Below are 20326 nucleotides of genomic sequence, written 5' to 3'. Positions count from 1 at the left end.
GCAAATGTTTCCGAAGCTTTGCGCCAATGCTTCTGCGAAAAGTGGTTTTGTAGCTTTGTAGTTTTGCTCTGCTGAAGTTGCTTCTGTAGCGCCAATGCTTTGCAAATGTCGATTATTTATTGATTAGCGAACTTTAACATTAATGCTCTGCAGACGCTGAGTATTTATTGCTTAAAGAACACTAGCGTCATTGCTGCTGCACACGCCACACCAGACGCACCTACCACACCAAAAAACACTAGCGGCTTTATTAGCAGTGAGGGGTGGGTGTTGCTTGGTCGAGCAATATAAAAGCGGAACGATAGTAATAATCTCGTTGACGAATACTATTTCTGCAGAAAAAGTAAGTAAAAAACTAAACTTAACTACGCAACCGCTAAGTCCAAATAAGGTATAAGAGCGGAGCGCTGCGAGACAAGCAACCCCACCACTCGCAACCCTACAAAGAAATCCGCCAGCCAAACGCCAGCCAAAATTCATAGCCAAAACTCAAGAATGTCGAAAACAAAATCGTGAGAAAAGAAAACCACTCAAACTCGCGCAACAACGCCAAAAACTGGCACTTCTCTAAGTCCTGCATAGTCCCTGCTTTGCTGTTGCTTGCATCGTTTGCGTCGCTTATTTATCCGCACGCCGCCATGTGGCTAAGCCAATACCACATGTCGGAAGTTGCTGCAGAGTATGCGAAGCTTATTACACACGCGGTTCCTGCTCCGCATGAGCAGCTCCGCCGCGCTCGTGAGTATAACAGTAAGCTTTCGTCGGGTGCTATTTACGAAGCGAATACGAATATTCCAACTTCGCATGGCGAAACGTCGGATGCTAGTCAGGATTATTGGGATCAGTTGAAAGTGAACGACGACGGGTTGATGGCTCGTTTGCGAATCAAAAAAATTGATCTTGATTTGCCTGTGTATCACGGCACAGAGGATGCCACGTTGCTTAAGGGTCTTGGTCATTTGCGTGGAACTTCGCTTCCGGTTGGCGGCAAGGGGACGCGCTCTGTGATTACTGGGCATCGCGGTTTGGCAAGTGCGGAAATGTTCACCAGGCTGGATGAAGTTGGAAAAGGTGATACTTTTACGATTGAGGTTTTCGACGAGATTCTTACCTACAAGGTTGTTGACAAGATCGTTGTAAACCCTGATGAGACGAAGAAGATTGCAGCCGTTCCTGGTAAGGATTTGATGACGCTGATTACTTGTACGCCGCTTGGCATTAACACGCAGCGCATTTTGGTTACTGGTGAACGCGTGGTGCCAACGCCTGCGGCAGACAAAGCACTTCGAGGTAAAAAGCCTGATGTGCCGCGATTCCCGTGGTGGATTGTTGCTTGCTTTGGAAGCTTGTGTATTGTTGGCGGCTACATTTGGTGGGCTGGTTTGCCTGTAAAGAAGAAAAAGAAAACTGAAAAGAGCGATGCTGCTGCGGATGCGTCTGCTGCTACTAGTGACGACATAAGTGCAGAAAGCTCATCGACTAGCACGGTAAGCAGTGCGGATCTTGTGCTCGAGGAAGCTAAGGCGATTAAAAATCGTCCGAAAAAACGGACGAAAGTCAAAAAGTCTAGTTTGCGCAAGAAACGCAAGCGGAGTGGTCACGGCGAAAAGACTTTCGACTGGCTTATAAGCATCCTTGGTTTATGAGCGATTGCTTATAGGCAATAACAAAACTTAATAGAAAAACTTAATAACAAACTTGTGGTGCCGTGGGGGCGACGCAAAGCAGTTTAAAACAATGCAAAACAGGTGGAAACAATGAAGAGTATTTGGACGATTATGCTAAACGTTCTTGTTCGTATAGGTCAATTGACTCAATGCGCAACTCGTGTAGCTAAACGTACGACTCAGAATATGTGCCGTGTGGCTAAGAGCGCGGCTGAGCGTTTAGCTAGTCGTGTGTCTAATCGTTTGGATAATCGTATAGCTAATTGCGTGAATAAACGCTCATCTAAACGCGAGTCTGTTTTTGCATATCGTGCGTTCAGTAGCTCTTTTGCCTCTGCTCTTAAAACTGTTCTTGTTTGTTCTCTTTCGGTAGCAATGTTGCTACCTATTTGCATTACTGCTGAAACCGCAGTTGCTTTGGATAGTGCTAATAATTCCGCAAATAATTCCACAAAGTCTGATCCAAAGTCTGATTCTAACTCTAATTCTAATAATCCAGACTCTAATTCAGGCTTATCTGCATCATCTCAATCTTCTGCGTTACAGAGTTTCGACAATTCACAAGGATCTGTAGATTCAGGGAATCTACTCTCTCAATCTTTTAATCCTTCTGCAGGCTCTGGCGCAGGCGTGCCGTTTGCTTCTCCGTTTGACTCTCAATTTGATTCTCCATTTGGTTCTCCGTTCGGATCTCAACCAAAGTCACTTTTTGAGCGCGCTGCAGAAGAAGAAAGAGCAAAAGCGCAAAACCGCGACGCTAAGAATTACTCAGCTCGTGAATCTTACGAAGTGTATCGCCCTGGATGTAACAAGGATTACGCTTTAGGCGCATGCATTACTACTGACGGCGATGGTGCTGGTTTGCGCGCTACGAACGGTCACGATTTGGATGTTAATAGCCTTGGATACAACTTGGAATCTAGCGACCAATTTGCTAGTGCAGCAACGAGACCTCGCGGCCACTACGAAAACGGTTCTGTACCTGAAGATCCTTCTGGCACGGATCATTACGGCGCAACTTACTTTACTCCGTATCCTAAGGGCACTTTTATTATGGGCCGTTTACGCAACATGGCCTTTAACCATAAGGGTTCCGGCGTCGACAGAATTAACTTGCCTATAGATGATACTGCAGATTTCGTGTTTGTAAAGCGCACCCCTAAGCTTTCCGGTGGTGGCTTCGTGTGGGATATTATTTTTAACGCTGGCGGCCGTACTCAAGGCGCTGGTGCTGCTCTTGATTACTTTACGATTCCAAAAGGTCAGATTCTAGACAAGGGTAGCGAAGGCGGAAGGCAGTATATTCAGCGTGTTCTTTACAGTGGCAGGGAAGCTACTGCTTTGTATAAGAAGAATCAAGGCAATAATAATCCTCCTCGCGAAACCTGCTCATTCTCGTGGGATAATCCTAACGGTTTATGCAGCATTAAAACTGACGGTAACGATTTTGATTCTGGAGATGACTTAGTCGCAGCTTGGAATAAGATGCGCGGCACTGACGACAGTAAGAATGGCAATTATTCTAGGATCCTTCCGGATGCTGTAACAACTGAGGATTTGGGTAGTTCTGACGCTATTGGTTGGTGCCGTGATGGTCAAGGTTTGGACTGCATTAGATCCAGTAGCTATGGTGCTTTGGATGAAGGCGATCTTAAAGTTGTTCCTAAAGTTGAAGGAAGCTATAACAGAGGCTATAGTCCTGCTTATGTTGCTCTCGTGCAAAATCTTTATAGATCTATAAAAGATGACACGCAGCGCGTATTTAGTTTTGTGAACAATATTAAGTCTGGCGAGATTGCTTATACGTATAAGATTCACTTCACTACTACAACTTCTACGACTAAAAACAACTCATATTGCTCTTCTAATAACGTGGGTGATGGCACGGGTTGCGAAAACTTTTCATTCTTCTACGCTGCAGGATCTTACTATGGTAAGAGAAAGAGCCAAGGTTTTTATGGTGCTACTGACCCGTTTGGTGTTACTAAAGCCAGTAAATATTCCATGACTAATTTTGGTCGTGACGCTAACTTCTACATGTACACTGTAATGCATCAGCAGTGGTATGGTGCGCCGCGAATTATGGATATTCAGGCTCCTAGATACCACTTCCTTAAGGGTACTGGTTTGGGTCCGTACAACAGTGACAGTGGTAATTATCTTGAGCACAGGCATATTTCATTCTCTAGTGTGTTGCTTGGAATAGTAAATCAGCCTTTGGGAACTTCATATCTTATGAACGAGAACCAAGATATACGCTTATTGCCTGATTATTATTCCCCGAATAACGGCTATGCTCGAGGTAATCAGTGGTTCCGTAATCCTGGTATGAACGACCATAATACGAAGGATTCAGAGCCTGGTAGGCATAAGCTTGAGCTTAGATATAACGATAGAACGTATCATATGAGTGAAACTCAGGATTTGTGGTATAGGGTTATTACGCAAGCAGACGTGTTTAAGCCTTTGCAAACTGAGGAATATGACGAAAATAACAAGACTCCTAAGTATTATTCTTACGATCAGCCGCTTCCTAATCCTCTTATTATTGATAATCGTGATAATAATGCTGGGTTTGTGAATTTTGTTGGCAAGCGTTCTGATTTGTATAGGCAGGTAATGGCTTTTGATCCTAACTTGTTCCCGCCTGTTAATAAAGATGAGTATGGTTCAAGGCATAGGTATGGTTCCATAAAGCAGAAGAAGGGCTCTAAGACAAACGATTATCCGCTTGACGCTAACTATTTGACTAATAATCCGGATGGAGATTCTAATACTCCGCTTAAGAATCTTGCTGTTTATAAAGCTGAGTGGACGAATAAGTGGGGTGATGAGTCTCGCTCGAACACTCTTCAGGATGCTGATTTAAGCGTTGCTGCTAAAGTGCCTATTGTTAGCGTTGTAAATCCTTGCGGTCATTCTAAGATTCTTGACGAATACAAGGATAAAATTAACGGTCAGTCTAGGTCTTCTATTTCATTTAGATCCATAGATAGTGACGATAATTCCGCTGCAAACAACGATCGTGCAGCTATGGGTGAGGATCGTGAAGACAGCATGCCTGAATGCTGGCCTAAAGCGCAAAATGCTACTAAGCGTAATGTTTGGTTTGTAAAAGATGCTCCTAAGACGGGCGATGACGGTAAGGAGTTGAAGCCTGGAGATCCTGTAAGGAAAGACTTGCAAGACAAAGTCTTGGCTAAAATCAAGCGTATTTACAGAACTTGGATGCGCAACAAGTATAGTGCTCAGCTGCAAGATGGCAAGGAACCTAAAGTTTTGCCAAATTATGTGTTTGTAAAGTACGTAAAGATTACGTTCTGGGATAATTCGACTACTGTTATACCTGTTGTATTCCCGTATGTTGATTACGAGAAGCCAACGTTGGATGTAAAAGTGAGCGTGAATAATGGAAATCCTGTTGATGCTCCAGCTGATGGTTTGAAGATTCCTGTTAATAGCAAAATTAAGTTCTGGGTTAAAGGTCATGACGATAAGAGGATTTTGCTTGGCGTAAAGCCGCAGGAAGCTACCGACTACTTTACTAACGATAAAAATAAGAGATTCTTTGATAGTAAAAAAGTTGTTGTGCGCAATGATTTCGATATGATTACCACTCCGCGTGACAAAAAGAATGATTGCGATACTCGCGGTTGCGGCGATTTTACTACAATAAGCTACAATCAATTCATTCATAAAAATGGTGAATCTGATAGTAAGACGGATCAAGTTGGCTGGGTTACTAACAGCAAAAATTCTAAAGATGATGGTTCTCCTACAGTATTAGTGGGCGATCAGAATAGAAATCACGGTGTGCATGATTTGATATTCCATGGTTGGGATGCTGCAGGTAATTCCGTAATAAAGAAAATTAAGCTGATTATTGTATCTCCTGGCTATGGTTTGCCAAACGTTTGGTGGGATAAGAAGCCGAATGGGCATTATGTTGGGCGAGTGAATCCTTGGGATGAAGATAAGCGCGTGCGCTCGATTATGGTTAGAATTTGGGCGCGCGCTAAGGAAAAGCCTAGGAAGGATCATAACTACGATAAGCTGTGTCCAAATGATGGCAGTTGCTACGGCATTGTTATTCAACGAGACGGTAATAAGAAGACTGATCTTTGGCATCAGGTTAATACTTTTAATCACAATAATGATGCTGCAAGCCCGGATGGGTCTAGAGCTGCTGAGGATAGAGCTGCTTTAGAGGACAGAGATGCAGTTGATGACAAGGCAGCTGACGGCAAGTCGGCTGACGGCAAGTCGGCTGACGGTAAGGCGAAAGTTGACAATAAAGCTAAAGCTGATAGCGAAAAACTGATAATGCCAAACCAAGGGAGAACTCTACCCAAAATCAGCAGGATGAGCAGGGATGAGCAAGCTAATAAGCCTCAAACTAGCAACAAGCCTGCTTCTTTGAAGATTTCAAAAGCAACCAAGAAGGATACTAAGAAGAATTCTAAGAATAAGACAGCTAAGAATAGTTCTAAGAAGAATTCTAAAAAGCGCAATGCTCCTGGAAAGCGCAGTAAAGTAAGATTTGCTGTGCTAAACGAAGGTGATTCTTCTAAGAATGCGAATACTCAGAAATCTGAAGTAAGTAATGGTAACAAGCAGAGTGATGCTGATAATACTGCAGAAAACGGTAGCGCAAGCGAAGATAATAAAGTCAGTAACGATAGCAAGGACTCTAAGAACGTCAAGGATTCTGAAGATGCTAAGTCAGAAGAATCTAAGGGTCAGGATCGAGATGCTGAAGGAGAAGATCGTTCTGCTAAAAAAACTGCGAAAAGTAACGATGATTGGCGTAAAGAATTTAGTAAGCGCATTCTTACAGCAAAGCTTGGAGATCATATCAAGGGTTGCACTGCTAACGGCGGCGACAGGTGCGAAATTACTTTTGATCCTGTAACTGGAAATATTACGATTCCGGAATACTTTGCAGAAATTGGTTCGAGAATTTACGTAGACACTTACTCTGTGCCGGAAAATAATCCAGATTGGCGTCAAGATAAACTTTGGAAGCTTATGGAGCCAGGCAATCTTCAGGATTACGAAGAATCTGACCCGCTTCCGCTCGATATTGCGTGGCCAAACGGCTTAGTGCAAGTGAACCCGTTTGAGCTTAATAATAACGAAATCGTGGCAATGCTTTCTTGGATGAGACACGATAAGCGTAACGAGCGAATTTTCGGTTACCGCAAGGAAGAAATTGGCGTTAAAGGGCAAAAGAAGTACGATACTTACGACCAGTACGACAGTGGCTTTAAGCCGAAAACTACTCAAGCAAAGTATGCTTATGGTGACGATAAGCCTCAATATTCATGCGAGTCGAAGACGGATTGGCAGTGGAAGCTGTGCTTAGATGGCGTTACTGGTATTGGCAAGCTAGATGAGAAACATAAACTTAGCGAAATGCTGTACGCTATAAAGACTCTTTCTTTCCAAAAGTTGGAAGCTGATGACGAGACTACGCTTAACCCGATTGAGCATAAGGTGACGCGCTTCGTTGATATGCGTAAGGACTATACGTGGGGATTAGTAGATAACAGCAAGAAGAGTGTTGACGGGCGAAACGATCCTGGATTTGACGGGCTGCAAAACGGCTTGCATGGAAATCAGAAGTTTGGCACGCAATACTTTGTGTACAAGTGGAACATAAACTCATACCGTAAGGGCGGCAATGGTAAGGCGTTAAACCTTCAGGATGTGCTAAAGCTTGTAAAAGGTACGCCGAATATCAATAAGCAAGAAGAAGAAAGTAAGCCGCAGCCTTCGCTAACTCCTATGAGTGCGGCGGATAATAAGCAATTTGATGCATGGAATGGTTCGTACCCTATGGCTGTTGCTGGTGGATTAGGTTACGCTGTGCGTGACAATACATGCGCTGCGTCTATTGCTGCTCATAACGGTGTTGCGCAAGAAGGTAAGTGTCAGTGGCGAAATAAGCTTAATTTAGTGAAGTACACGCCTAAAGAATTTATTATGGATTCTTCTTCATTCTCTTACAATGCTTCTGTAAATATGAAAAACGGAAGTGAAGTACATATTACAGATAAGCTTATTGAAAATAAGGGTAGTCAGCATGCTGGCGAAGATAAGTATGTTAGTGAATATGCTATTCACAAGGACTTCCTGATGCCTGGCGGTGAAGATTTGAACGGTCAAGCAGACGGCGAAAATATTGGCGACATTATAACTAAGAATATTGATGTTGACACTATGAACGACTATGACGCGTACGGTGAGGGTACTTCGAAGCCTGAGGGATACGCAAATAACAGGCCGTTTATGCATGCGCAACTTTATGTGAATAATGGTCAGGTTACGAACGATCTTCTGCTTCGTGAGCCTGGTAAGACGCCAGATAACACAACGAACGTGATAAACGTGTGGTTTATGCCGGTTGATAATGAGAAGCCGACGATTAGTGCGAAGAGTTATCAGGAGTGGGACGGTAAGCCGTGGGATATTCACGGAAGATGCATGCTTAACGGCGATGTGAATAACTGCAATACAGTTGATGATGATGTTATTACTCTTGATAAGAAAATTTATGTAGGTAATAAAGCTTGGTATGAGGCTGATAATGCCACGATTAATTTACCTGCAGCATTAAAACTAGACGATGATTTCAATGCTTACGAATCTGGCAAATGCACAAGAGAGTGGAAACATGGCGGTATATTTAATAAGCAATACGTCACTTTGTGCCCGAATAGTATAAACAGTAAAGTGCTGGTTAATAATCTGAATGTGTATATTCAAGCGAATAATATTCAGGATTCTAGTGGTAAAACTTCTAGTCCGATGGTGAAGTTTGTTAGTAACGGCGTTACAAATAAACATTTGCTTAGAAGGTTTGTTGAAAAATACAGAAGCACAGATTTAGAAAATCCAAGTGTAAATAAGCAAACTGTATTTACAATGTATGCTGAAACTACGGATAGTGCTGGAAAGCAAAGTGCAAAAACTGTTGTTGGATGCTTTAAGGCTACGTGGACAGACATGGTGAAACCATCTGTTGTTGCGTACGATGGTAAAAGCAATGAATTTGCAAAGTATGATGACTGGCTCAGCAAAGATGGTTCTTCACAAAACCGCGATTATAAAGTTGTCGTTAAATCAGGCTATGGAGCTAAAAGAATGGTAGTTTACTATCACCCTGCTTCAGAGCTTGAGAAACCTGTTACTAGTAATGGTCTTTTTGGTTCTGCTGCAAACTCAAATGAGACTAACTTGGAAACCAGCATTGGTAAAACAATTTCCGTATGCTGGAATGGATCGTGGAGTGTATGCGCTGGTACTTTCAAGCCGAATGAAGTAACGCTTAATCACGATAATGATGGTAATGCTGTTATAACATTCCCTAGTAGTTTCTTAGCTCCAGGAAGCGTGGTTCGAGCACGCAGTCGTCTTGAAGTTGGTCCATGGACGTATATGCCTGGTGTTAGAAGCCCTGAAGATCTTTCCGATGATTCGCTTAATAGAGACGGAAATAAGACTGCAAGAAGCGGTGGAAGTAATCGAAGCGGCGGAAATAGCAGAAACAGCGGAAATACGCGTGCTGCAAAAGGTCGCACTGCAAAAGGTAAAAACTCTTACAAAGACGACGCTAGTTCAGAAGATACTCTTGACGTGCTGCCAATGGCTTACGCAAAAGAAAAGCCTAGCGAAGTATGCCGTCCGGATTACTGGAGCGCAGACAACTGGTCTGGTTTGAAGAAGCCGTCCGACTGTGTGTACTTCGGTGTTACTATGAAGCGTCAAATAGTGCAAATACACCCAATGCTGCTAAGCGGTCACGAGGAGCGCGCAATACGAATGGATTTGCACAGTGAAAACAACTTTGCGGGCGAACCAAAGAAGGGAATTTGGCTTCAAAACGATAGCGAAATCGTTACGAATGAGGATCCAAGGCTTGAGCCTGGTAAAACTATGGTGACTTTTAGGAAGTATGACTATAGTGCTATGGACGATGAGCATAAGCCTTTGAATCCGCCTACCTATAGTGGCCGCCAAGTAGGGAATATACAAGACGTAGCTGTTATGACTCGAGGCTGGAGAAGTCGCGTGCTTGTGCCAAATCCGCGAGAAAATAAGATTACGCGATTTGTGCGATTGCGCGCGCCTGAAAACGTAGATAGTGAGCATGGTGGCGATAGTAAGGGTGCTGCAGACTACTTAGCTGATGCGCCTACCAGCTTCGAAGAAACTAAAGATAATAGTAAGGCTCTGCGCGTAGCTGGGCGTTCGTATGATCCAGGATTCGTTCTTTCGAAAGATAAGAAGTCTCTTCTGTATCTGTATAATGCTTCAACTAAGCGCAACTTTACGCTTAATGATTTGCAATATGCGTTGAAGCTTAAGCGTAACAGTACTTTGCACCCAGCAAACGAGTGTGGAAACTATGTTGATGGAAGTCAATGGGCGTTTGCTGATTGTCAGCCATCCTTGCTGCCAGAAGTAAGAGGTAGCGATAAGGTTGATGGTGAGAAAGGTCGAAACGGCTTCAGCTTTGATTGGAATACGCACTTCTATACGTATAATCCGTCTGAAGACCATAGGTCTGGTGCTGCTTCTGCTGCTAACGGCGCTGATAACGACAATGGTGGTACTACTGAAGAAACTTGGTATGTAAACGTCATAGATATGATTTCAAAGGGTGGTACCGGCGGTGGATATTCTATTCCTAATAGCTCTGGCGTAACGTCTGAAAGTAGTAATACTGGTCTTTCGCTTACCGACTTCGCTAATATTGGCGCATGGGGTAGGTCTGGCAGTATTGGATCTGACTTAATTGGTCATAAGGTTCTTAAGAATCCAGATAATGGTTTGTCGGTTATTATGACATATGGCGATAGCTGGGTTGGAGATACTCATAAAACGCGAGGCAAAGAAGGCGGCTGGAATAACGATGCCAACTACGAATTCGTAATGCCTGTGTACCTGGTGCCTGTTGATAACGTTAAGCCAACTTTTGCTGCAACTGCAGGATCGCTTCTCAGTGGTCACGCGGATGCTAATAATCCTTACGTTGTAACGATGGAGGAGAAGGACTACGCTAAGCTCACGGTTAAGGGTAATCCTGTAGAATACAAGGACGGAAAAGTTTCGAAGTCTCAAAGCAAGGAGAGTGGAAAGACTCTGTTTGCGGATGTCCACGACGATTACGACAGTTTCGGTGATCTCAGCAACTTTAGCCTGGTTGCATGCAAAGTCAAGAAGGCTGGCGGCGCAACTGATTTTGACAGCTGTAAGTCAATAATGGGCAAAGATGGCTCCGTGGATACTGCGGCGTTCAAGAAGTTAAAGACTGACGGTGACGGAGTTGAGTACGCTTTGTACGGACGTGCAAAAGATAAGTCCAGCAATGAAAGCGACGGCTTTGGTGATAACGGTAACAGAGGCCACTTAGTCGGATACTTCAGCTTTGGTTACTTGGTTCGTCCGGTTGCTCTGCCTTACAGCGGCGGTCAAGCTGCAATATGGTTCAGCTTCATATTTGGCGTGCTGTTGGCGTTGTTCTTGGCATCCGGCGCGTTCGGTAGGCGCGGATGGCTTGGGTCGGTTCTTAGTGGTCACGGATTCGGCGCACTCACTGACAGCAAGCATTGCGACGCTTCTGCAGAAGTGCTTCGAAGCGGCAAGCCGTTCTTCAAACTCAAGTCAAAGTTCAAGTTCAAGTGGCTTCGACGCTGACGCGTAAAATGCGTATGAGTTTGGACTTATAGCGTTTGCGTAAGTCCAAACTCACCCGCGAAACATATTTGCCTGCGACGCAATAGGTTATATACATCTTAATTGCGCGTTATTCAGTCGCGTGGATATTAGTGTGGTAGAGATTTGAGATTTTTCGCACTGAACGAGGTGAACGTCAGAGCCGCAGGCTGCTGATTCACCGAGTGAAGAAGAAAAATCGAAAAATCTCTGCGATAAGGCACGGTTATTAAACATTAAGCACGCAGAGTTTGGGGGATTTCTCTACGAGCACTAAAAGAGGACTGAGAAGCTACATTCTTTAAAGATAGGCGAACACACTAAACTCTTTTAGCAGCCAGAGCGCACGAAGGACGGGACGTGCGAGGAGAGAGATCCCCCGAAACTCGCGCCACGTTAAACAAAATGTAATATAAACTATACTTTCTCATGAAACTATATTCGCCTGCGACGCAATATAATAAAAGTATGACGCTAGTATCAAGCAAACAGCATGACTTGCAGCATGCGCAATCGTCCGCGCAATCGCCTATACAGCTTTCGCAATCGCCTATGCAGCAATCAGACCCAATCATTCCGCGCGTGCTAAGCATAGCTGGCACAGACCCAACAGGTGGAGCCGGAATACAGGCAGATCTCAAGTCAATTATGGCGGCAGGCGGTTATGGCATGTGCATACCAACTAATTTGGTTGCGCAAAACACGTGCGAAGTGCGCGAAGTATTCACGCCGCCAGTAAGCTTTTTCCGCACTCAACTTTCATGCGTGTACGACGACGTTACAGTTGACGCACTAAAAATCGGCATGCTTGGATGCACAGAATATATTGAAGCAATGCGAGACTGGATGTGCGATAACCCGGTTCCTGTAAGTGTTCTAGACCCGGTGATGATATCAACTTCCGGGAAGCGCTTGCTTGAGGCGAGTGCTGAAAATGCGATGCGAAACTTTATAAGCTGCGTTGATGTAGTGACGCCAAACGTGCCGGAATTGGCGGCTTTGTGCGAATCGCGCGTTGCGGAAAACTTTGAGGAAGCTTGCAACCAGGCGCGCAAGTTGGCTGCAAAAAACAGTGTTGTTGTAATCGTAAAAGGTGGGCACTTAACTGGCGAAGACGTTGGAAATACTGCGGTTTTCCCGGATGGTGACGCGCGGCACGTACCAAGCGAACGAGTTGAAACAAGCACAACTCACGGAACTGGTTGCTCGCTTTCTTCTGCGCTTGCTACGAAAATTGGGCTTGCTTTGCGCGAGGAAAAGAATTTGAGCGATCACGATACTGTACTTTGCGCACTTGAATGGTCAACGGCGTGGCTTCGAGAGGCGATTGCGGCTGGAAGTGAATTACATGTTGGGCGCGGCGGCGAGCGCGGTCATGGACCTGTAAACCACTCCGTACGAATCTTGCGGCAAACTGCGTGAGCGCGCGCTTATAGTGCGAGCGTTGTCTCTCGTTGGCGCGACGACATGCTTGGGCGCAGCACAGTGCGCGCGAAAGCAACTCGGAGCGTCCGATTTACTCAGTAATCACGCTTTTAAGCTCGCGCGCAACTTTCCCAGCATCCTCAGCGCACATAAGCGCCGACACTGTGCAAACTCCGTCAAGCTCAAGACCTCGAATAGGGAACACTGTGTTCTCGTGAATTCCGCCAATTGCCAACGTTTTTACGCCCATAGAGTGCGCAACTTTCGCCACTTCGTTCACTCCGTCAACTCCCAACGGCGGCACGTCGTGCGCTTTCGTATGCGTTTCAAAAGCTGCACCAATGCCAATCACATCCGGCAGCGGAACATCGTTTTCCTTGCACTCGCGGTAAGCTTTCTCCATCAAATCCGGTCGAGCGCAAGAAAGCCCAACCATCCACTCTGCCGGCATTGCCTTTCGCGCCTCAACAAACGGCGTATCCTTTTGCCCAACGTGCAAGTTGAAACCAAGCTGAGCTGCGCAATCAACATGATCGTCTACGAACACAGGCACATCGCCGTGCTCAGAATCAATAAGCGCATGACGCAACTTCTTCGCCTTTGCTGAAATTTCAGCGTCATCAGAATACTTATCGCGCAATTGCACAACTGTAACTCCGCCTTCAACTGACTCTACTGCAACTTCTTCTTCCGGGCGATTTCCCATGCGCGGATCCGTTACCAAATACAGTGTCCAATCAACAGGCTCCACCGTAAACTCAATATTTGTCAAACTAAACATGTCGTTTACGCTAAGAGTTGAAAGCGCATCCATCCACAGTGTGCGGAAAGTGCCGGGAGCTGTGGTTTGACGAGCTGCCCAAGTTCCAGCCGCTGCTGCGTGCACGTGTGCTGCAACAGTTGCTGCGAGCGGACGTTCTGGGTTTGCGCCAACGTATGCTGCAACCAACGCTCCCAAAGCGCAACCGGTTCCAACTACTTTAGTCATAGTTTTATGTCCGCCGGTTACGCGAGCTAAGCAACCGTGAGCGTAAATCGCGTCTTTTTCGCCAGAAATTGCCACTACTGAGCCGTACTTTTTTGCTAATTCGCGCGCGGCTTGAAGAGCATCGTTCACGTTATCGTGAGAATCCACACCTTTGCCGTTGCTTTCTTTGCCTGCAAGTGCCATTATTTCGGAAGCGTTTGCGCGAATTACGATAGGGTGGTGCTTAATAATTTCGTGTATAAAGCGCGCGCGTGGAGCAAGTGCTGGAACGCCGATTCCAACCGGGTCAAGCACCCACGGAGTATCGGCTTTTTCGCATCCTTCAACAGCTGCGCGCATGTATTCGGAAGTTTCTGGCTGATGGAATGTGCCAACGTTTATGAGCACGCCTGTGGCAATTTGCGCAAGTGCATGCGCTTCTTCTGGGTCGGTTACCATAATCGGCGACGCTCCTGCAGCGAGTAGTGCGTTGGCTGTAATGTCTTGCACGATTACGTTCGTGATGCAATGGGTGAGTGGCTGCTGTGTGCGCACGCGTTCGATGCATTGACGCACGTCGTTAAGAAACATGCGGCGGCGTGCGCGTACAGAGAAGCATGTGTCGACTTGCGTTGTTGAGCTTGTGCAGTATTCGTTTGCTTCGTTGCAGTTAGTTGTTTTTTCAGTGTTGCATGTTGTCATAATGTTTCCCTTCGCTAGCACTATCTAGATCAGGTTTTACGGATGTAATCTCAGCGCCGCCCGCGATTTTGCGGCAAATGCGCACTCCGAACCATCCTTCGACTATATCTTTTGTTCGTGACTTACTTTCTTCTGCGTGAGTGTCTGATTTTGCTTGTTTTGGGACACTGGTGCAGTTTGTGTTCTGCGTTCGTGTCTCTGGTTGGTAGTTTCGTGGAGCATTTGCTGGAAAATTCCCGACGTTTCGCAGCACTTGCAGGAATCTACAAAAATCGCGCCGCATTTTTGCAACTTCTTCTACATATTTTCGCTTGCAACTGTGTAACCATAAGTATGGTAAACATAAATATAAGTAAACAATAAGTAGATTATAGAAGTTACGAAAGCGAGATAACATGGCAAACGATTCCATGCTAGAACAAAAGACTCCGCTCACAGCGCGCGAATACGCGACGCGCACAGCAATACGTGCGATTGCAATCATCGCATCTGTTTATGGTATGGCTGCTTCGTGGGAAGGCTTAATGACCTTCACTTATTTTACGAATCTTTCTAACCTGATGATTTGCGTAGCTCTTGCTGGATCGCTTTTGCTTGATACAGCTGCGTTTATGCGTGCTCGTAATTCTGTAGATTCAGCATCGCAGCAAGATTCCGCAGCATCTTGCGCATGGTTCGACTCAAAATCCAACGCTTGGTACATTTTCAAATTCATGATGACTATCTCAATTGCTGTCACATTCACTTTGTACCTGTGTTTCTTAGCACCTACCAATAAGCTTGGTTTCGTTGGCGCTTACATGAATAACGGATGCAGCAGCCTTTGCGTTCACGCAGTTGCGCCGCTTCTTGCAATCGCTGATTTTGTGCTTTTTGATTATCGTTTCCACTCTACTCGCGCACATTTGTATGTTTCTACTGTTCCGCCTCTTGCTTATGTTGCTTATGCTGCTATGCTTAGCGAGTTTGCTGGTGTTCGTTGGGGTGTTCATGCAATGCGCGCGCCTTATAATTTCCTCAATTATGGCGCTCCTGCTGGCTGGTTCGGCTTCGCACCGCAAACTTTTAATGCCACTACTTTGGGCGTTGGAGTTGCGTATTTGTTAATTGTGTTTACTCTTATTTTTATTGGTGTCGGCAGTGTATTTCTTGCGCTTAAGGATGCTCGCGCTCGTGCAATATTAAAAGAATAGTATTGTTGCGCGCCACTATTGCCTAATTGCTAGAATTAAACGTATGAGTGAGGATACTGCATTACAAGCATTATTTGACGGTACGTTACGCAATTCTTCTGGCAATGTGACTAATGCGTTGCTTGTGTATGGTGCGCCGAATACTGGTAAAACGCAGTTTGCTGTGCGCGCAGCAATTTCCGGCTATAAGCGTTGGTCGCATAATGTTACTGCAATGGCTGTGCAAAATCGTGTTCTTGCTTCAAAAATTGACAATATTATTATTCGCCAAATTGGTGTAAGTAAGCAGTCTCGTCCAGTTGGCACTTTGGCTTCTTTGGCTTTTACTATCATTTCTGCTTGCTGTAAGTTAAAGAATAATCCTTCGCCTAAGCTGCTAAATGGTGCTGAGCAGGATTCTTTGCTTCGTAAAGTTTTGCGCGCACACATTGAGCATGTTATGCGTGGAGATAATGGTGATTGCAATATATGCGCGCTTTTTAAGGATTATTTTGAAACGTCTCAATGGGTTGTTCCATTAACTTGCGCAGTTTCCGCCGCTTCAGTGCCTTCTGCGCCTTCCGCGACTCCGGTTGCTCAATCAACTTCTTCTTCTCCAGAATTTTTGGCAGATAGATTCGATATTAACAACGCTTTTATGCATCAATTGCGCGATATGCTCGCTCGTTTAGATGAGCTTGGTATTAGCGATTTTGAAAGCGAAAATTCAGTTCTTCGCGCTCTTAGTGACGAGCAATCTTACGCCAATAATAGTGATATTTTACAAACGTCTGTGCTTATTAAACGTAGATTAACTCAATGGCGTTTGGCGTTTGCTTTGCGTGCTGAATATCGAAAAATAATTGCCGACACTTATAAGTCTTCTTTCCGACTTGACGCTTCGCAACTGTTGGTTGAGGGTGCAAAATCTGCGCGCGAATTAGGAGAGCATGGTTTAGTAAATTCTTCTGAAATTCCAGCTCTTCTTGTAGTCGATGATTATCAAGATATTACTTTGGCTGGTTTGAGTTTTATTGAGACTTTGTCGAAGATTGGCACGCGTTTAGTTTTGCTTGCGAATCCGGATGAATCTGTGCAATCGTTTAGAGGAGCGTACCCGGATTATGCAATTTCTGCAGCTTTGGATGAGTTGAATACTGCTGAGCAAACTTTAGAATATACGGGTTTTGCTGATTCTTGCGAAAATTCTTCCGACGATTCTGCCGATTCTTCTAAAAATTATTCTGCAGATCCAACTTTTGCAAATTATACCCAAGCACCTTCGATGCGTGAATTGCTCGCTTCACGCGTTTCTCTTTCGCTTACTTCGCAATATAAAACAGATGTTGCGCTCCCAAATCGCCCTTGGAAAATGCCAAAATTTGTAGGCTCCTTACCGATTGAGCCTATAGAAACCCTCCAAAATTCTCATCTCAACTCAGACGACACTGTTTTTACAGCGTTATATCGTTCACAGCGCGAGGAATTAGATGCTGTTATTTGGCAAATGAAGCAATCTCACGTAAATAATAAGCGCAAGTGGAGCGATATGGCGTTAATTGCGCACGACAATTCTACTGTTCGTCTTTTTGGCGAGCAGCTTCGCGCTTCTGGGGTTCCTGTGCGATACTCGTCAGTGACTCGCCCATTAAAAGATGAGCCGTTTGTGCAAGGTTTATTTGCGCTTATTGAACTTGCTCAATTTGCGCAGCACGGTTTTTCTGGAATTGTTGAGCAAGTAAAACATGGTAGAAGTTTGCAAAATTTGGCTTCGTGGGTGCGTTTGCGAGTTCAGAATATTATGGATAGTCCGCTTTCCGCGATTACTAAAAGTGATTCTGGATTTTACGGTGATTTAGACGTTGAAATACCTGCGAAGTTATATTCTGTAGATTTGCTTATGCGTTCTCTTTCTTCTCTTTCGGCTGTTTTAATTGAGCAAAATGGTGAAAAGAACAAGAACTTTGAATCTAATGCTCCTTTGCGAAATCTTGTTCATAACTGGGATTTGTTGCAAAATTCGCTTCATGATGCGCAAAGCAAGGCATACGTTGAATCTCAAATTTTGGTTGATAATAGTCGTATTGATGGCAGTTCAAATGATCTTATGCCATTATCTCTCGATGCGTGCTATTTGCTTTGTGTAGCAGATGTTGCACGTTCTATAGATGATGATTCTACAGTGTTGCAAATATTGCAGAATATGGCTCCTCGAAATCCGCACGTTGCAGCTTTTGTAAAACTGTGGAAAAACGTGCAAATTCTCGCTTCTCGTATGCGCAATAATCCTGATTTGAGTAATGCTCAATACGCTCTTGGTGAGGCTTGGAATATTTGTCATGTTGCTGAGCGTTGGCAGCGTATGTCTTTACAGCATAATTCGGAAGGTTATCGAGCCAACGATCGCTTGGATGCTGCAATGCGTCTTTTTGATTATGTTTCTTCATATGTTTCTTCTGATATTTCTTCAATGAATACGTTTGACGATACTTTTAGACAAGAAAATGTTGTAAGTATTGCAGATTTTATAGCTCAAGTTCGTGGCATGGAAATTGAAGCTGATTCTCTTGCTAAAGTAGCACCTGTTCCAGATGCTGTAACGCTTACTACTCCTGCTGGTTCTGTTGGAAAACATTGGAATCTTGTGTGGATGCCTACTTTGCAACAACGTGTGTGGCCAAATCTTGCTTCTCGTAGCACTATGTTTGGCGCAGAAAGTTTAGCGAATATTATTTTGCATTCTAAGATTTCTGCTTCTAAATTGACTGTGAATGCGTCACTTCTTTCGAATAATGATAAATCTGCAGTTTTTGCTTCGGAACAGCGCAGTTTTTTGTTAGCTATTACGCGCGCAACAGAGCGTTTGTATATAAGCGCGCAATATAGCGATAGTGCTGTGCCAAGCGACTTTCTTTATTATTATTTGCCTGAAAGATACTACAATAATGAAAATTCGCGCACGCCTTTTACGGAATTTACTACACCTTTTGCCGGTTTAGATATGGATGCTCGTGGACTAGTGTGTGCTGCTCGTTCGCAAATTTTGCGTGCTTCTTCTATGAAAGAAGAGTTTGGAAATAGTGTAGGTAATGCAGATAGTGCAGATAGTGCAAGTAGTTCCGATATTGCAAATAGTTCCAATAGTGAGAATAGTAAGTCTAGAAATGCGATTATTGACGCTGCTCAAACGTTGCAATTACTTAAAGAAAATGGAGTATTTTGCGCTGATCCTTTTGAGTGGGATTTTATGAGCGATGTCGATGACTATGTTGATAAAAAATCTTCTGTTGATAAAGACAATGAAAAAAACAATGAAAAAGCTGGCTCTGCTAAAAAAGCTAGTTCTGTTGTAAGCTTGTCTCCTTCAGCTGTAGATAGTTTGTGGGCATGCCCTGTGTGCGGATTGCTAAATCGTCAGCTTTTAGGTCCTCAACCCGGCAGTGCAGCAACGTATTTTGGCACGCTCATTCACGAAACTGCAAGATGGGCAAGCGAAAATCAGCATTACGATATGCCAGAAACTGAAGTTGATGAAACTGAAACAGCGAATAATTCAGCCGAAGTCGCGAATAATTCAGCCGACTATTCTCCCTACTCTCCGCTTGTGCGCCGCAGTAACGCAATCGCAAATCTTATGGAAAAGTATTACCTAAGTATTGCGCCTGAACTTGCAGATATTCGAGATAGTAAGGAGCATTATTCGGCTCTTGCGCGTGAGAAGAATATTAAACGTGCGTTACATGCAATTGCGCAATATTTTGTCACTTCTTACGATCAATCAACATATGCGCTTAACTCAAAAAAGTCAGAAAACGGCATATTAGAATCTCTTACAAAAAGCGAAAAATCTTTAGAAAGTAGCATAGGTAGATTGCAACAAGCGTATTGCGAATTGCAAACAAGCGCGCATTTTGGATTTAATGATATTGCTCGCGTATTGAACAATACTTTTAAGAATGCAAATTTGCAAACCGTTACTACGCATGATTGCTACGAATTGATGGGTGCTTTAGTTGGAGGATGGCCGGATGGCGCAAGTGAAGATATGCAAGTACATATTCACGGTCGAATTGATCGCATGGAAAAGCGCATTAATTCAGATGGTTCCGAGCATATTCGCTTACTGGACTATAAAACAGGAAAGCCTTTAACAGCAAGCGGAGTTTTTAACGATTTGCAGCTAGTTTGCTACCAGCTTGCTTTACTTTTTTCTGATGAGAAACCTCTTATTGATGCGTCGAATGCGCCGATTATTTCGCGAAGTATTCTATTTCACGTTGCTAAGAACGATTATCCTGCTCAAGATCATAACGTTGCTGAAAACGTGTATCAGCCGCCGCTTTGCGTAAAAAATGCTTTAAATAATAATCCGCTTGAGTTACGAGTTGGATTCAAAAATATGGCAAGATTGTTAGATTGTCCGCATCTTGACGATATTGCGAAGAATTGTCCAGAAAATGTAAGCGAAAGCGCTTGGCAGTCGTTTACATCATTAAACCAAAGTGCAAAATGGTCTCTTACTATGATTTCGCGCGTTTGCTATGCTGCTGCGGCAGTTCGTTCGCATAAGATTATTGCGCACCCAACTTCTGAACACTTAAAGTATTGCAACGGAAAACAAGTATGCCCAGCATGCGCAGGTTGTATAGACACTGTATATGAGGTGTTGTAGT

Annotated in this window: 6 protein-coding genes, 1 pseudogene and 1 riboswitch; of the genes and pseudogenes, 5 read left to right on the top strand and 2 right to left on the bottom strand. The window is 44.2% G+C overall.

All coding sequences use genetic code 11. From position 1 onward, the window contains the following. Positions 1 to 439: 439 nt before the first annotated feature. Positions 440 to 580, bottom strand: coding sequence for a hypothetical protein (locus tag K9E37_RS02245; RefSeq protein ID WP_012914437.1), 141 nt, complete (start codon positions 578 to 580; stop codon positions 440 to 442). Between K9E37_RS02245 and K9E37_RS02240 the strand changes: the two genes are divergently transcribed. From K9E37_RS02240 to thiD, 3 genes and pseudogenes are all read left to right on the top strand, one after another. Then, complete coding sequence (locus K9E37_RS02240; protein ID WP_012914436.1) at positions 513 to 1646, top strand: class C sortase; 1134 nt, start codon at positions 513 to 515, stop codon at positions 1644 to 1646. The genes K9E37_RS02245 and K9E37_RS02240 overlap by 68 nt on opposite strands. Positions 1647 to 1757: 111 nt before the next feature. Beyond that, positions 1758 to 11369 (top strand): annotated as a pseudogene (locus K9E37_RS02235) (hypothetical protein). A 486-nt stretch (positions 11370 to 11855) separates the two neighbouring features. Next, entirely contained in the window at positions 11856 to 12809 is a 954-nt protein-coding gene (thiD, locus tag K9E37_RS02230; protein ID WP_102703236.1) for a bifunctional hydroxymethylpyrimidine kinase/phosphomethylpyrimidine kinase, read from the top strand. Positions 12810 to 12903: 94 nt separating this feature from the next. Here the strand turns inward: thiD and thiM are convergent, their stop codons facing one another. Beyond that, complete coding sequence (thiM, locus tag K9E37_RS02225; protein ID WP_102155653.1) at positions 12904 to 14481, bottom strand: hydroxyethylthiazole kinase; 1578 nt, start codon at positions 14479 to 14481, stop codon at positions 12904 to 12906. Further along, positions 14471 to 14580: riboswitch (TPP riboswitch) on the bottom strand. It overlaps the preceding gene by 11 nt. A gap of 296 nt (positions 14581 to 14876) precedes the next feature. Here thiM and K9E37_RS02220 point away from each other — a divergent pair. After that, positions 14877 to 15674, top strand: a complete 798-nt coding sequence (locus K9E37_RS02220) for a hypothetical protein (RefSeq protein WP_012914431.1) — start codon at positions 14877 to 14879, stop codon at positions 15672 to 15674. A gap of 43 nt (positions 15675 to 15717) precedes the next feature. Then, positions 15718 to 20325, top strand: a complete 4608-nt coding sequence (locus K9E37_RS02215; protein ID WP_248893488.1) for a PD-(D/E)XK nuclease family protein — start codon at positions 15718 to 15720, stop codon at positions 20323 to 20325. Position 20326 lies beyond the last annotated feature (1 nt).

This window comes from Gardnerella swidsinskii (assembly GCF_023277705.1).
GTDB classification, from domain to species: domain Bacteria; phylum Actinomycetota; class Actinomycetes; order Actinomycetales; family Bifidobacteriaceae; genus Bifidobacterium; species Bifidobacterium swidsinskii.
Note: the sequence above shows the minus strand (reverse complement) of the source record. Positions and strands in the feature narration are given on the sequence as shown.

What these genes read in the sequence shown, in the direction of transcription:
- K9E37_RS02245 (WP_012914437.1), bottom strand. Translation starts at nt 580, where the DNA reads ATGCAGGACTTAGAGAAGTGCCAGTTTTTGGCGTTGTTGCGCGAGTTT.
- thiD (WP_102703236.1), top strand. Translation starts at nt 11,856, where the DNA reads ATGACGCTAGTATCAAGCAAACAGCATGACTTGCAGCATGCGCAATCG.
- thiM (WP_102155653.1), bottom strand. Translation starts at nt 14,481, where the DNA reads ATGACAACATGCAACACTGAAAAAACAACTAACTGCAACGAAGCAAAC.
- K9E37_RS02220 (WP_012914431.1), top strand. Translation starts at nt 14,877, where the DNA reads ATGGCAAACGATTCCATGCTAGAACAAAAGACTCCGCTCACAGCGCGC.
- K9E37_RS02215 (WP_248893488.1), top strand. Translation starts at nt 15,718, where the DNA reads ATGAGTGAGGATACTGCATTACAAGCATTATTTGACGGTACGTTACGC.